We start from the raw sequence: 14,231 nt of genomic DNA on the forward strand, positions 1-14,231 counted from the left end.
CTGTTGGCGAGTATTTGCTGCAGCGCGCCGTCGGCTTTGTTCAGGCTGGCGTCGCGCCCGCGGCCGCCAAGGTAGCGGTTCTTCAGTTCACCCTGGGCAAGGAGTAGCTGGCGGCGCAGGGCGGCCTGTTCGACCAACAGCAAAGCGGCAGCGGCGCGCAGGTCGGCGCGGTCGATCCACGGCTGGCGTTCGGCGGCGTCGAGCTCGAGCCACTGTTCGACGCTGTCCTGCGGCAGGCCCAGGCGTTCTTTGAGTACGGCGAACATCGCCTGATAGCGGTCGCGGTAGGAGTCGAATCGATAGCCCAGGCGCAGCGCCTCACGCGGATCGTCGAGCACGCTGGCGTCGGCCAGGTCGCGGTGGATCAGCACCTCCAGCAGCCCGTTGGGCATGATGCTGTCCAGGGCGACGAGTTCGTCGCGTGTGGTTCCACTGCGTAGCAGCTTGAGGGTTTCCACCGCGCAGTTGTTGGACAGGAAGTAGTAGTCGCCGTCGTAGCTCCAGTGCAGCTCGGCGCTACGCTCGACCAGTGCGCGAATCTCTTCGTGCTGCAGCTTCAGCGGCACCGAGGCCAGCCCGCGCAGCTCCACCTTGGTGTATTCGTCGATCACCTGGCCCAGGGGCAGGATGAACAGCCGCGAGGGGTAGACGCCGGTGAGGCCGTCCCAGCTGGACAGCTGCACATCGTCGACGAAGGCGCGGAAGGACAACACCAGGTGGTGATCCAGATCCAGTCGGCAATCGGGACCGGGCTCGCGGCCGGGCGCGCAGATCACCAGCCGCAGCATGCTGTGGCCCCAGCGGCTGACCCAGGCCTCGTTGGCTTCGGCGAACAGGTAGTCGACCTCGTAGACGCGTGACGGATCGAGGCTCAGCAGTGGCGTGCGGCCGAACTCGCGGCCCGCGTTCAGAAATGGGTAGTCATCGGTGCAACCGGCAGCGTTTGCTGGCGCCCAACCGAAGTGTTCACGCAGGTAACGGTGCAGCGAAGGGCGACGGCAGGCGTAGCTGGGGTCGAGCAGGAAGTATTCGAGGTTCACCGCGACGAATTCCAGCGGGCTGGTCAGCTCGTACGGATCGGGGCTGCGCGCCAGCTGCGCGTTTTCCCGTTCGCGCAGGCCGCGCTTGCCGACCCGTTGTGGCCAGCCGGCCAGATCGAGCAGGCGCGGCTCATCGCTGAGGGTGAAGCGGCGGTCGATCTGTCCCCGGCAGTGATCCGGCAGGCCGACCTGCCCGAGGTGGCTGGCGCGCTGACGGCACTGGCCCTGCAACAGGTGCTCACTGGGCGACCACAGGCGCGCGCGGTCATAGAGATGCGCCACTTCGTGAATGACGGTGGCGAGCAGCTCGCGGCGCACCGTCCCGTGGGGGCGATTGGTCTTCTCGCTGGCAGCGCTGCCATCGGTCAGTGTCGGCAGTAGACGGCGATTGAGCTGAAGACGGTTACCGCCGGCGCGACCATAGGCCTGTTCCGGCAGGTTGTCGCGCCATTGCACGCGCACCTCGCGATCGAGGCTCTGCACCAGGCGCGGGGGCAGTGCGGCCATGGCTTCGTCCAGCAGCGCCTGGCTGGCTGCGCGTTGCTCGGTGTCCAGTGTGCGTGAGTCGAGAACCAGGCGCAGGTCGGCCTGGGCTACACCTGCAGCAAGGCTCAGGCAGCCTGCCAGCAGCCAGGCGCCGGGGCGTATCACAGGGCGAGGATGGCTTCGGCCAGTTGCAGGTCGCTGGCATTGCGCGCTGCAGGGAGTTCGCTGCGCAGGGTGCCTATCGCGGCTTCCAGATGCGCACCGCGGATCTCTCCGGCGCTGGCGACGAAGCTGGCGGCGTCTTCACGCGCTTCGACGACGACCTTCATATCACTGATGCGGCTGGTCACATCGGAGGTGAAATTGATGCTGCGGTCCAGGGCACGCACGACGATGTTGCTGGTGGCGACGAGGGTCTGCGCCTGGGCTGTGCCCGCGGCGACGGCCAGCGCCAGCGGGGCGGCGAGCAATAGCTTGTTCATCGGTTGGAATCTCTCACGGTCGGGGCACCGGCAGGCCGGTGCGATTATTGGACGAGGATCGCTTCGGCCAGTTCCAGGTCGCTGGCGGCAAGCTCCGGGTGTTCCTGGCGCAGCCGCGCCATGGCCGCTTGCAGGCGAGCCGCGGCGAGCTGGCCGTCGCTGGCGACGAAGCCTGCCGCGTCTTCGCGGGCCTCGGCGATCAGCTTGTTGTCGAAGGGAGCGCTGGTCAGCTGGCTGCTGACATAGCTGGTCTGCACGACACCTGCGGTGGTGACATCGAACGCCTGGGCGGTGCCAGCTGTGAGGCCGAGAAATAAGAGAACGATTGAATATGGACGCATGCGGAACCTGTTGCCGGGAAAAACGGCGCCAAGGCTAGCGAAACGCCGGCTGCAGAGCCAGCGCTCGGTTGCTTCCGCAGGTTGCAGCAGCGCTCATGCGCTGCTGCACGCATCAGAGCGCCAGGATCGCCTGAGCCAGTTGCAGATCGCTGGCGCCCAGTTCTGGCTGCTGGCTACGAATGTGGCGCAGCGCCGCTTCGAGGTGGGCGCCGCGCAGATCGCCCTGGCTGGCAACGAAACGCGCCGCATCGTCGCGAGCATCGAGCACCAGTTTGTCGTCGCGCAGCGACGAGGTCAGGTCCGAGGTTGCGTCCACGGTATTGATCAGGCCGCCGACCACCATGTCGGTGGTAGCGGTGAAGCTGGCAGCGGACGCGCCGCCGCTCAGCAGCAAGCCGGCAGCGAAGAAGGGGAGCAGGATTCGGGACATGGCAGATCTCCAGTGGTGAGGCTCTAGACCGCGCCATGGGTGCGACGTTCCCGTTGCTGCGGCCTTGCAGCACGCAGCATAGGCTCGAATCGGTGGGCGCGGAATGCCTCAGCGCCAGAACGGCTTGTCCAGCTCTGCCGAGCGGTCGCTATGGCTGATGCCGACATCCGCCAGCTGGCGGTCGTCAAGCTGCGCCAGTTGCTGCCGGGTACGGTAGTTGCGTTGCCAGCGCTGCAATACTTGCAGCAGCTGTAGCCAGTTGCGGCGGGCGCGGGTGGCGACATACGGACGAGACAGCGTGCGATCCATGCTGCGCTCCTTCCCGGTGTGACCGGGTACGGGTTATGGGAGAACAGGATCGCGCGCGTCAGCCAAGTGCAACAGCCACAGGGATTCTCGATTGTGCCGGTGCAGTTCCAGAAATGGATGCAACTGTATTGGTCGCGAACGCGCCAACTGTTTTCGCTGCACTGCTTATCGGTCCGGTGTGCGTGCCAAAGCGCCTGGTGTGGTGCCGAACTGCTGACCGAACGCGGCGATAAACGCCGAGGTGGATTCGTAGCCGCAGGCCAGCGCGACATCGGTAACCGGCTGGCCCTGCTCCAGCAGAGGGAGCGCGCTGAGCAGGCGCAGACGCTGGCGCCAGGCGCGGAAGCTGAGGCCGGTGTCACGCTGGAACTGGCGGGTCAGGGTTTTCTCCGAGACCTGAAGGCGCTCGCTCCATTGCTTCAGGCTGAGTGAAAGATCGGGCTGCTCATAGAGCGCTTCGCACAGCTGACGAAGCCGGGCATCCCCGGGCCAGGGCAGGGAATAGCCGATTGCCGGCGCCGCCCGCAGCTGGTCCAGCAGCACCGCTGCCAGGCGGCCTTCGGCACCTTGCTCGTCGTACTCCGCCGGCAGCGCACCAAAGGCGCGGATCAGCTCGCGCAGCAGTGGGCTGACCGCGAGCACCTGGCAATGCTCGGGCGCCCAGGCCACGACGCGCTGGTCGATGTACAGGCTGCGCATCTCGGTGTGCGGCGAGCTGATCACCTCGTGCAGCAGGCCCGGCGGAATCAGGATGGCGCGCTGCGGCGGAGCGAGAAAGCGCCCGCGCTCGGTATGCACGCGCAGCACGCCGCTGATGGCGTAGGACAGCTGTGCCCAGGGATGGCTGTGGCGTGGCGTGGTGGTTCGTTCAGCCAGGGATTCGCTGCGGGCGAAGAGCGGGCGCGGCAGTGCATCCATGGCCGGGATGCTGCGTTGCAGGAGGCTGCCTTGTCCTTTTCTCGACATTTGTCTGGCTTATGGCGTTAGTCGGATATCCAGCGCGACAGTAGACTCGCTGGCAAGCTGCCGCAAGCCACACAATCAGGAGCGCCCATGGCCAGACCTCGCCTGTTACCGGACAACTTCACTCTGGCCCTGCTCGGTGCGGTGGCCATCGCCACGCTGCTGCCAGCGCGGGGGCAGGGCGTGGCGGTATTCGAGTGGATCACCAACCTGGCCATCGGCCTGCTGTTCTTCATGCACGGCGCCAAGCTCTCGGGCAGTGCGATCCTCGCCGGCATGGGCCATTGGCGCCTGCATCTCCTGGTGTTCAGCTGCACCTTCGTGCTGTTCCCGCTGCTCGGGCTGGCGCTGCGCCCGCTGCTGACGCCGATGATCGGCGCCGAGCTGTACCTGGGCATGCTCTACCTCTGTGCCTTGCCGGCCACGGTGCAGTCGGCCATCGCCTTCACCTCGCTGGCGCGCGGCAACATCCCGGCGGCGGTATGCAGCGCGGCGGCTTCCAGCCTGATCGGCATCTTCCTCACGCCGCTGCTGGTACTGCTGCTGATGGGCGCGCAAGGCGAAGGCGGCTCGACGCTGGATGCCATCGGCAAGATCGTCGTGCAGCTGCTGCTGCCGTTCATCGCCGGGCAGATCGCGCGGCGCTGGATTGGCGACTGGGTGGCGCGCAACAAGGGCTGGCTAAAGAACGTCGACCAGAGCTCTATCCTGCTGGTGGTCTACACCGCGTTCAGCCATGCGGTGGTCGAGGGCATCTGGCAGCAGGTGCCGCTGCCGCAGCTGCTGGGTCTGGTGCTGGCCTGCTGTCTGCTGCTGGCGCTGGCCCTGCTGATCACCTGGCTGGTTGCGCGCTGGCTGGGCTTCGATCTGGAGGACCGCATCACCATTCTCTTCGCCGGCTCGAAGAAGAGCCTGGCCACCGGCATCCCCATGGCGCAGGTGCTGTTCGCCGGCGGTGCGCTGGGCACGCTGATCCTGCCGTTGATGCTGTTCCACCAGATTCAGCTGATGGTCTGCGCGGTACTGGCGCAGCGCTATGCGTCGCGACCAGAAACAACAGTGGTCGCAAAAGCGGGCTGACTCGAAGCCAATCAGTGGCGTATTCGTGACTGCAGCGCAAAGATCATTTGCCCGTTACGGTCTGGGAGCGGTGCGCAGGGGTGGCTAAGCTGCGCGCCATTCTGTTGCTGAGGCGTTCCCATGAAGAAGATTCTGCTACTCAATGGCGGCAAGGCCTTCGCCCATTCCGCCGGCCAGTACAACGCAACGCTGCATCAGACAGCCATCGAAACCCTGACCGCGGCCGGCTTCGAGGTCCGCACCACCGAGATCGACGCCGGCTACGACGTGCAGCAGGAAGTCGAGAAGATTCTCTGGGCGGATGCGCTGATCTATCAGATGCCCGGCTGGTGGATGGGCGCACCCTGGACGGTGAAGAAATACCTGGACGAGGTGTTCACCGCCGGCCACGGCAGCCTCTACGCCAACGACGGTCGCACCCGCTCCGATGCCTCGCAGAAGTACGGCAGCGGCGGTCTGCTACAGGGCAAGCGCTACATGATTTCCGCCACCTGGAACGCGCCGCAGCAGGCCTTCGACGACCCCAGCGATTTCTTCGCCGGCAAGGGCGTGGATGCCGTCTACCTGCCGTTTCACAAGGCCAACGAGTTTCTCGGCATGCAGGGCTTGCCGACCTTCCTCAGTGTCGATGTGATGAAACGGCCGCAGATCGAGGCGGATGTCGCACGCTATCGGCGGCACCTGGGCGAGGTGTTCGGCTTCAGTGTCTGACCTTCGCGTCAGGCAAAGAAAAACCCCTCGCGGCAAGGGCTGGGAGGGGTTTTTCGTCTCAGCGCGAGGCGATCACTCCACGGCCTTGACCATATCCTCGACCACCTTCTTGGCGTCGCCGAAGACCATCATGGTCTTGTCCATGTAGAACAGCTCGTTGTCCAGACCGGCATAGCCGCTGGCCATGGAGCGCTTGTTGACGATGACTGTCTTGGCCTTGTACGCCTCGAGGATCGGCATGCCGGCGATGGGCGACTTCGGATCGTTCTTCGCCGCCGGGTTGACCACGTCGTTGGCGCCAAGTACCAGCACCACGTCGGCCTGGCCGAACTCGGAGTTGATGTCTTCCATCTCGAAGACTTGCTCGTAGGGCACCTCGGCTTCGGCCAGCAGCACGTTCATGTGCCCCGGCATGCGGCCGGCGACCGGGTGGATCGCGTACTTCACGGTCACGCCCATGTGCGTCAGCTTCTCGGCCAGCTCCATCAGCGCGTGCTGAGCGCGGGCCACCGCCAGGCCGTAGCCGGGAACGATGATCACGGTGTCGGCGTTGGTCAGCAGGAAGGCGGCGTCGTCGGCCGAACCGGACTTCACGTTGCGCTCCAGCTGGGCGCCTGCCGGGCCGCCGGCATCCGCGTCGGCACCGAAGCCGCCGAGGATCACGTTGAAGAACGAGCGGTTCATCGCCTTGCACATGATGTACGAGAGGATCGCGCCGCTCGAGCCTACCAGCGAGCCGGCGATGATCAGCATCGAGTTGTTCAGCGAGAAGCCGATACCGGCGGCCGCCCAGCCCGAATACGAGTTGAGCATCGACACCACCACCGGCATGTCCGCACCGCCGATGGGAATGATGATCAGCACGCCGATGACGAAGGCCAGCGCCACCAGGATGGCGAAGGCGCCGAGGTTGCCGGTGAAGGTGTAGACCAGGCCCAGGCCGACGATCGCCAGGCCCACGGCCAGGTTGACCATGTGCTGGCCCTTGAACACCACCGGAGCGCCTTGGAACAGGCGAAACTTGTACTTGCCGGACAGCTTGCCGAAGGCGATCACCGAACCGGAGAAGGTGATGGCGCCGATGGCCGCACCGAGGAACAGCTCCAGGCGGTTGCCCACCGGAATGGCGTAGCCCATGTGCTCGACGATGCCCAGCGACTGCGGTTCGACCACCGCGGCAATCGCGATGAACACCGCGGCCAGGCCGATCATGCTGTGCATGAAGGCGACCAGCTCGGGCATCTTGGTCATCTCGACGCGCTTGGCCATGACGGTGCCGACGCTGCCGCCGATCAGCAGGCCGACGATCACGTAGCCGATGCCGGTGGTGGCCAGCTCGCTGCCGAGCTTGAAGATCAGGCCCACGGTGGTCAGTACTGCCAGGCCCATGCCGATCATGCCGAACAGGTTGCCGCGACGTGAGGTGGTGGGGTGGGAGAGGCCCTTCAGCGCCTGGATGAAGCACACCGAGGCGACCAGATAGAGCAGGGTGATCAGGTTCATGCTCATGGCTTACTTGCCCTCCGCCTTGGCCGCGCTGCGGTCCTTCTTCTTGAACATTTCCAGCATGCGACGGGTGACCAGGAAGCCCCCGAACACGTTGACCGCGGCCAGCGCCACGGCCAGGGTGCCCATGGCCTTGCCCAGCGGGGTGACGGTGAGCGCGGCGGCCAGCATGGCGCCGACGATGACGATCGCCGAGATCGCGTTGGTGACCGCCATCAGTGGCGTGTGCAGGGCCGGGGTGACGTTCCAGACCACGTGGTAGCCGACGTAGATCGCCAGCACGAAGATGATCAGGTTGTAGATGCCGTCCGAAATCAGATCCATGTTCGCGTCTCCCTTAACCGTTGGTCCGCACGACCTGGCCGTCGCGGCACATCAGGCACGCGGCGACGATGTCGTCTTCGAGGTTGAGCTGGAACTGGCCGTCCTTGTCGATGACCAGCTTGAGGAAATCCAGCAGGTTGCGGGCGTACAGCGCCGAGGCGTCGGCCGCTACCAGCGTCGCCAGGTTGGCGTGTCCGACGATGGTTACACCGTGGCGCACCACCACCTGGTCGATCTCTGTCAGCGGGCAGTTGCCGCCGTGGCCGGCTGCCAGGTCGACGATCACCGAGCCGGGCTTCATCTGCTCGACAGTGGCTTCCTGCAGCAGCGTCGGCGCCTTGCGGCCCGGGATCAGCGCGGTGGTGATGACGATGTCCGACTGCAGCGCACGCTCGTGCACCGCCTGCGCCTGACGCGCCATCCACGAGGCCGGCATCGGCCGCGCATAGCCGCCGACGCCTTCGGCGCATTCGCGCTCCTCGTCGGTCTCCAGCGGCACGTCGACGAACTTGGCGCCGAGCGATTCGATCTGCTCCTTCACCGCCGGACGCACGTCCGAGGCCTCGACCACCGCGCCGAGGCGCTTGGCCGTGGCGATGGCCTGCAGACCGGCGACACCGGCACCGAGGATCAGCACGCGTGCGGCCTTCACCGTGCCGGCGGCGGTCATCAGCATCGGCATGAAGCGCGGGTAGTGATGGGCGCCGACCAGCACCGCCTTGTAGCCGGCGATGTTGGCCTGCGACGAGAGCACGTCCAGGCTCTGTGCACGGGACGTACGCGGCGCGGCCTCCAGGGCGAAGGCGGTGATGCCGCGGGCAGCCATGCGCGCGATGCAGTCATTGTCGAACGGGTTGAGCATGCCCAGCAGCACGCTGCCGGACTGCATCTGCGCCAGTTCGGCCTCGTCCGGCGCATTGACCTTCAGCACCAGCTCGGCGGCAAAGGCCGCGGCCGCATCGCCGATGGTTGCGCCGACCGCTTCATAGGCGCTGTCCGGCACGCTGGAAAGCAACCCGGCGCCGCTTTGCAGCGTCACCCGGTGCCCTTGGCCGATCAGTTTCTTGACGGTTTCCGGGGTTGCGGCGACGCGCGTTTCCCCGGAGTGGGTTTCGAGAGGAACACCGATGTGCATTGTTGTTGTTCTCCTGCGTGATCATGACCGGTGCTGCGGCGAACCGCGCACCGACGTGCTTTTCACCCGCCCGCTGCTCTGGCGAACGGGGTATGGAACAGGTGAAGCCAGCCGGGCGATGCGCAAAAACGGATCGCCCGGCGCGGCATTCTGCAAGCCTTGAAAAAATCAAACAACTGTTTCAATCAAACGATTGTATTTGACGCGCCGGTCGCAGGATGACTGCCTGTTTTCCGTGCTTCGCTGCAGATTGCGTCCTGTTTGGCTCTACGTACGACCAGTTCGTCCGCGCCAGGCACACGACACGGCCGCATCATGAATGACGCGCCATTGACGGGGTATTCGTCAGCGGTGCCAAGCATCTCCGACCTTGGTGTCGGGTTAAGTCGGGTATGCAGGAAAAACGCGCGTACGTTGAAATGTCATTCAATCCTTGTAGTCCAACTAGGCTGGTTGGACCCGATTGGAGTGTTTCGAGCGCAGTGACGTCGGGTCGCTGCGTATCGCTGGTGGAGCTGGACGATGCCCGAACTCGATGTAAACGAAGTCACCACGCTGCTCGAACAGCCGGCCCAGCGCCGCTTGCCGTTCGCCTTTGCGCGGCGGCACGGCGTGATCCTGCTGGAGCGTGGCGGCGAGCTGCACCTCGGCCTGCGCGAGGGCGCCGCGCTGACGGCGGTGCAGGAGGCGCAGCGGGTCGTTGGTATGCGCTTGCCGATGCAGTGGCTGCCGCAGGCGGATTTCGATCAGGCGCTCGGCGCGGCCTACCAGCACGACTCTTCCGCGGCGATGCTGATGGTCGAGGGGCTGGGCAATGACCTCGACCTGGCCAGCCTGGCCGATCAGATCCAGGAAACCGAGGACCTGCTGGAGCAGGAGGACGACGCGCCGATCATCCGCCTGATCAACGCCATCCTCGGCGAGGCGATTGCCGAGAACGCCTCGGATATCCATATCGAAACCTTCGAGAAGCGCCTGGTGATCCGCTTCCGCGTCGACGGCATCCTCCGCGAAGTGGTGCAGCCCAAGCGCGAGCTGGCGGCGCTGCTGGTGTCGCGGATCAAGGTCATGGCCAAGCTGGACATCGCCGAGAAGCGCATCCCGCAGGATGGGCGTATCTCGCTGCGCGTCGGCGGTCGCGAGGTCGATATCCGCGTTTCCACGCTGCCCTCGGCCAACGGCGAGCGGGTGGTGCTGCGCCTGCTCGACAAGCAGGCCGGACGCCTGACCTTGCGCCACCTGGGCATGAACGAGCAGGACCGCGACCACCTGGAACAGGCGGTGAAGAAACCGCACGGCATCATCCTGGTTACCGGGCCCACCGGCTCGGGCAAGACCACCACGCTCTACGCCGCGCTGACCACCCTCAACGACCGCACCCGCAACATCCTCACCGTCGAAGACCCCATCGAATACCACCTCGAGGGCATCGGCCAGACCCAGGTCAACACCAAGGTCGACATGACCTTTGCCCGCGGCCTGCGTGCCATCCTGCGTCAGGACCCGGACGTGGTGATGGTCGGCGAGATCCGCGACCAGGAAACCGCCGACATGGCCGTGCAGGCCTCGCTCACCGGTCACCTGGTGCTCTCCACGCTGCACACCAACAGCGCCATCGGCGCCGTCACGCGCCTGGTGGACATGGGCGTCGAGCCGTTTCTGATCTCCTCGTCGCTGCTCGGCGTGCTGGCCCAGCGCCTCGTGCGGGTGCTGTGTAATGACTGCAAACGCGCCTACCTCGCCGACGCCGCCGAGTGCGAGCTGCTCGGCGTCAGTCCGGCCGAGGCGCCGACGCTGTACCACGCCGAAGGCTGCGAGCAATGCCGGGGCCTCGGTTACCGCGGGCGTACCGGCATCTATGAGCTGGTGCTGTTCGACGACGCCCTGCGCACCATGGTGCACACCCGCGCCAGCGAGCAGGACATGCTGCGTCACGCTCGGGTGCTGGGGCCGAGCATCCGCGACGACGGCCTGCGCAAGGTGCGCGAGGGCGTGACCACCATCGAGGAAGTGCTGCGGGTGACGCGTGAGGAGTGAGGGGATGAGGTTGTTTCCGGCTCGCCTGGAGAGGCATTTGCAGCCTGACCGACGCTGCACGGTGACGCCATTCGCGGCCAAGGCCGCTCCCACGTGTGTGTGCTGCCTGTGTGGGAGCGGTCTTGACCGCCAGTCGCCCCTGTTGGAGACCGCCTGATGGCTGCCTTCGAATACCTTGCCCTCGACCCGCGTGGCCGTGAGCAGAAGGGCCTGATCGAAGCCGACAGCCCGCGTCAGGCGCGCCAGTTGCTGCGCGAGAAGCAGTGGGCGCCGCTGGAGGTGAAGCAGGCCAAGTCCAAAGAAGACGTCAGCCGTGGCGGCCTGAGTTTCGGCCGCGGCCTGTCGACGCGCGATCTGGCATTGGTCACCCGGCAGCTGGCGACGCTGGTGCAGGCTGCGCTGCCTATCGAGGAAGCCCTGCGCGCGGCAGCGGCACAGTCCACCTCGGCGAAGATCAAGTCGATGCTGCTGGCGGTGCGCGCGCGCGTGATGGAGGGCCACAGCCTGGCCGCGGCGCTTCGCGAATACCCGTCGGCCTTTCCCGAGCTCTACCGCGCCACCGTGGCGGCGGGGGAGCATGCCGGCCATCTCGGGCTGGTGCTCGATCAGCTCGCCGACTACACCGATCAGCGTCAGCAGTCGCGGCAGAAGATCCAGCTGGCGCTGCTCTATCCGGTGATCCTGATGGTCGCCTCGCTGGCCATCGTCGTGCTGCTGCTCGGCTACGTGGTGCCGGACGTGGTCAAGGTGTTCGTCAACACCGGCCAGGAATTGCCGGCGTTGACCCGCGGCTTGATCGCTACCAGCGACGTGGTGAAGAACTGGGGCTGGCTGATCGTGCTCGGTCTCATCGCCGCGTTCCTCGCCATGCGCGCGGCATTGCGCGACCCGGCGCTGCGCCTGCGCTGGCATGCGTTCATTCTGCGGATACCGCTGATCGGTCGACTGAGCCGGGCGACCAATACCGCGCGCTTCGCCTCGACCCTGGCGATCCTCACCAAGAGCGGCGTGCCGCTGGTGGAAGCGCTGTCCATCGCCGCCGCGGTGATCGCCAATCTGCGCATCCGCGAGCGGGTGGTGGAGGCGGCGCAGAAGGTGCGTGAAGGCAGCAGCCTGACCCGCGCCCTGGATGCCACCGGCGAATTCCCGCCGATGATGTTGCACATGATCGCCAGCGGCGAGAAATCCGGTGAACTGGATCAGATGCTGGCGCGAACCGCGCGCAACCAGGAGAACGACCTCGCCGCTCAGGTGTCTCTGCTGGTCGGCCTGTTCGAACCGTTCATGCTGGTGTTCATGGGGGCTGTGGTGCTGGTCATCGTGCTGGCGATCCTGATGCCAATCCTCTCTCTCAACCAACTGGTGGGGTAACGACAATGAAGTTGCAACGACGCACGCAAGGGGGCTTCACCCTCATCGAAATCATGGTGGTGGTGGTCATCCTCGGCATTCTCGCCGCGCTGGTGGTGCCGCAGGTGATGAGCCGCCCGGATCAGGCCAAGGTCACCGTGGCCAAGGGCGACATCAAGGCCGTCGCCGCCGCGCTGGACATGTACAAGCTGGACAATTTCGCCTACCCGAGCACCCAGCAGGGGCTGGAGGCGCTGGTGAAGAAGCCTTCCGGCAACCCGCAGCCGAAGAACTGGAACCGCGACGGTTACCTCAAGCGCCTGCCCAAGGACCCGTGGGGCAACGACTACCAGTACCTCTCGCCAGGTACACAGGGCCAGTTCGACCTCTACTCCTTCGGCGCCGACGGCAAGCCCGGCGGCAGCGACCTCAACGCCGACATCGGTAACTGGGACCTCTAATCGATGCGGAAGCGCGCCCGCGCCTTCACGCTGATCGAACTGCTGGTGGTGATCGTCCTGCTGGGCATTCTGGTCAGCGTGGCGGTGCTCAGCGTCGGAGGCTCGAGCACCTCGCGCGAGCTGCGTGACGAGGCGCGCCGCCTGGCCGCGCTGATCGGCGTGCTCAGCGACGAGGCGGTGCTCGACAGCCGGGAGTACGGCCTGCTGGTCAACAGCGAGGGCTATCGCGTACTGCGTTACGACGAAGCTGCCACGCGCTGGCTGGAAGTCGAACGGCGCAAGGTGCACAAGGTCCCGGACTGGATGCGCCTGGATCTGGAACTGGACGGCACGCCGCTGGAACTGGTGGCCCCAACCCAGCGCGAGGACGACCGTGCCGGGCTGTCGAGCGAAGGTGAGCGAACCGAACGTCGTGCGCCGCGGCTGGAGCCCCAGTTGCTGATTCTTTCCAGCGGCGAGCTGTCGCCGTTCAGCCTGCGCCTGTCCGAACGCAAGCCGCGCGGCGGTGGCTGGCTGGTCACCAGCGACGGCTTCCGTCTGCCTGAGGCAAAAGTCATCGAGGACAGGCGATGAGCGGGCGCTCGGCCAGGGCCGGCCGCGGTTTCACCCTGCTGGAAGTGCTGGTGGCACTGGCGATCTTCGCTAGCGTGTCGGCCGTGGTGCTTACTGCGGCCGGGCGTAGCCTGACCAACGCCGGGCGGCTGGAGGAACTGACCCTGGCCGGCTGGATCGCCGACAACCGCATCAGCGAACTGCAGTTGCAGCAGACCCCGCCTGCCATCGGCCGCGAAACCCAGGCGCTGGAATACGGCGGCCGCCAGTGGCAGACCCTCAGCGAAATCGAGGCCAGCGCCGATCCAGGCTTGCTGCGGGTGACCGTCTGGGTTGCGCTGCAGACATCGCGTGGCCGCAGCGATCCGGTACCCGAGCGCGCGGTCACCAGCCTCACCGGATTCATCGGTGTCGGTCCGGGAGCCGCGCGCCAATGAATGCTCACGCGCGCACCAGCGCCGGTTTCACCCTGCTCGAGCTGTTGATTGCCATCGCCCTGTTCGCGCTGCTTGGCCTCGGCACCTATCGCATGCTCGAAGCGGTGCTGCAAAGCGATGAGGCGGTGCGTGCCCAGGAGCTGCAGCTGCGCGAGCTGAGCCGCGCGGTGTGGGCCTTCGAACGTGACCTGCAGCAGGTGGTCGGGCGGCCGATCCGTGATGAGTTTGGCGACGAGCGCAATGCCTTCATCGGTCAGCTCGATGGCGAAGACGGCGCGCCGGTGCTGGAGCTAACCCGTGCCGGCTGGCGCAATCCCACTGGGCTGCGTCGCGCCAATCTGCAGCGGGTGCGCTGGCGCCTGGCTGGCGACAACCTCGAGCGCGTCTACTGGGTGGTGCTGGACCGTGACCTCGACAGCGAGCCGCGCGTGCAGCGGGTACTGGAAGACGTGCAGGGCCTGCAGTTGCGCTACCTGGACGAGGAGGAGGTATGGCACGAGGAGTGGCCGCCGTTCGATTTCGGTCGCGGCAGCCCGGAGAACGCCGCCGAGCGCCTGCCGATCGCCCTGGAGCTGAATATCGAGCAC

17 protein-coding genes are annotated in these 14,231 nt (G+C 66.0%); 8 read left to right on the top strand and 9 right to left on the bottom strand.

Annotation, left to right across the window (positions count from 1 at the left end):
* From LO50_RS16125 to LO50_RS16150, 6 genes are all read right to left on the bottom strand, one after another.
* Positions 1-1,691: DUF7844 domain-containing protein (locus LO50_RS16125; RefSeq protein ID WP_044315632.1), on the bottom strand; the 1,691-nt coding region annotated here is incomplete at its 3' end.
* Entirely contained in the window at positions 1,688-2,008 is a 321-nt protein-coding gene (locus LO50_RS16130; protein ID WP_014822100.1) for a DUF2388 domain-containing protein, read from the bottom strand. The genes LO50_RS16130 and LO50_RS16125, both read right to left, overlap by 4 nt.
* Before the next feature lie 44 nt (positions 2,009-2,052).
* Positions 2,053-2,349, bottom strand: a complete 297-nt coding sequence (locus tag LO50_RS16135) for a DUF2388 domain-containing protein (protein ID WP_044315633.1) — start codon at positions 2,347-2,349, stop codon at positions 2,053-2,055.
* Positions 2,350-2,461: 112 nt separating this feature from the next.
* Positions 2,462-2,779 (bottom strand): DUF2388 domain-containing protein, encoded by a 318-nt coding sequence (locus tag LO50_RS16140; RefSeq protein ID WP_023445583.1) that lies wholly within the window; start codon positions 2,777-2,779, stop codon positions 2,462-2,464.
* A gap of 108 nt (positions 2,780-2,887) precedes the next feature.
* Positions 2,888-3,088, bottom strand: a complete 201-nt coding sequence (locus tag LO50_RS16145) for a DUF1127 domain-containing protein (protein WP_041015440.1) — start codon at positions 3,086-3,088, stop codon at positions 2,888-2,890.
* Between the two features lie 165 nt (positions 3,089-3,253).
* Complete coding sequence (locus LO50_RS16150; RefSeq protein WP_162836516.1) at positions 3,254-4,054, bottom strand: AraC family transcriptional regulator; 801 nt, start codon at positions 4,052-4,054, stop codon at positions 3,254-3,256.
* Between the two features lie 87 nt (positions 4,055-4,141).
* Between LO50_RS16150 and LO50_RS16155 the strand changes: the two genes are divergently transcribed.
* Together LO50_RS16155 and mdaB are read left to right on the top strand one after the other, a co-directional pair.
* Complete coding sequence (locus tag LO50_RS16155; protein ID WP_044315635.1) at positions 4,142-5,131, top strand: bile acid:sodium symporter family protein; 990 nt, start codon at positions 4,142-4,144, stop codon at positions 5,129-5,131.
* 120 nt (positions 5,132-5,251) lie between these two features.
* The gene (mdaB, locus tag LO50_RS16160; protein WP_044315636.1) at positions 5,252-5,842 is read left to right on the top strand and encodes an NADPH:quinone oxidoreductase MdaB; all 591 of its coding nucleotides are present in this window, start codon (positions 5,252-5,254) and stop codon (positions 5,840-5,842) included.
* A gap of 72 nt (positions 5,843-5,914) precedes the next feature.
* On the opposite strand, the gene LO50_RS16165 is transcribed toward mdaB, so the two are convergent.
* Genes LO50_RS16165 through LO50_RS16175 form a run of 3 tightly spaced genes read right to left on the bottom strand, consistent with a single transcriptional unit; the run spans position 5,915 to position 8,807 of the window.
* Positions 5,915-7,351 carry an NAD(P)(+) transhydrogenase (Re/Si-specific) subunit beta gene (locus tag LO50_RS16165; protein WP_044315637.1) on the bottom strand — a complete coding sequence of 479 codons (1,437 nt, stop codon included), beginning with the start codon at positions 7,349-7,351 and terminating at the stop codon, positions 5,915-5,917.
* A 3-nt stretch (positions 7,352-7,354) separates the two neighbouring features.
* Entirely contained in the window at positions 7,355-7,672 is a 318-nt protein-coding gene (locus LO50_RS16170) for an NAD(P) transhydrogenase subunit alpha part 2 (protein WP_003284152.1), read from the bottom strand.
* Between the two features lie 13 nt (positions 7,673-7,685).
* Complete coding sequence (locus LO50_RS16175) at positions 7,686-8,807, bottom strand: Re/Si-specific NAD(P)(+) transhydrogenase subunit alpha (protein WP_044315638.1); 1,122 nt, start codon at positions 8,805-8,807, stop codon at positions 7,686-7,688.
* A gap of 522 nt (positions 8,808-9,329) precedes the next feature.
* Here LO50_RS16175 and gspE point away from each other — a divergent pair.
* The 6 genes from gspE to gspJ form a co-directional block, all read left to right on the top strand.
* Positions 9,330-10,844 carry a type II secretion system ATPase GspE gene (gene gspE / locus LO50_RS16180; protein WP_044315639.1) on the top strand — a complete coding sequence of 505 codons (1,515 nt, stop codon included), beginning with the start codon at positions 9,330-9,332 and terminating at the stop codon, positions 10,842-10,844.
* A gap of 156 nt (positions 10,845-11,000) precedes the next feature.
* On the top strand, positions 11,001-12,215 hold the full coding sequence (gene xcpS / locus LO50_RS16185) for a GspF family T2SS innner membrane protein variant XcpS (protein ID WP_044315640.1): 1,215 nt from the start codon (positions 11,001-11,003) through the stop codon (positions 12,213-12,215).
* 5 nt (positions 12,216-12,220) lie between these two features.
* Positions 12,221-12,655, top strand: a complete 435-nt coding sequence (gspG, locus tag LO50_RS16190) for a type II secretion system major pseudopilin GspG (protein WP_003301913.1) — start codon at positions 12,221-12,223, stop codon at positions 12,653-12,655.
* 3 nt (positions 12,656-12,658) lie between these two features.
* Entirely contained in the window at positions 12,659-13,228 is a 570-nt protein-coding gene (gspH, locus tag LO50_RS16195) for a type II secretion system minor pseudopilin GspH (protein ID WP_044315641.1), read from the top strand.
* Positions 13,225-13,644 carry a type II secretion system minor pseudopilin GspI gene (gspI, locus tag LO50_RS16200; protein ID WP_044315642.1) on the top strand — a complete coding sequence of 140 codons (420 nt, stop codon included), beginning with the start codon at positions 13,225-13,227 and terminating at the stop codon, positions 13,642-13,644. The genes gspH and gspI overlap by 4 nt, the downstream gene beginning before the upstream one ends.
* Positions 13,641-14,231: type II secretion system minor pseudopilin GspJ (gene gspJ / locus LO50_RS16205; RefSeq protein ID WP_044315643.1), on the top strand; the 591-nt coding region annotated here is incomplete at its 3' end. The genes gspI and gspJ, both read left to right, overlap by 4 nt.

It is taken from the genome of Stutzerimonas stutzeri (assembly GCF_000935215.1).
Lineage (GTDB): Bacteria > Pseudomonadota > Gammaproteobacteria > Pseudomonadales > Pseudomonadaceae > Stutzerimonas.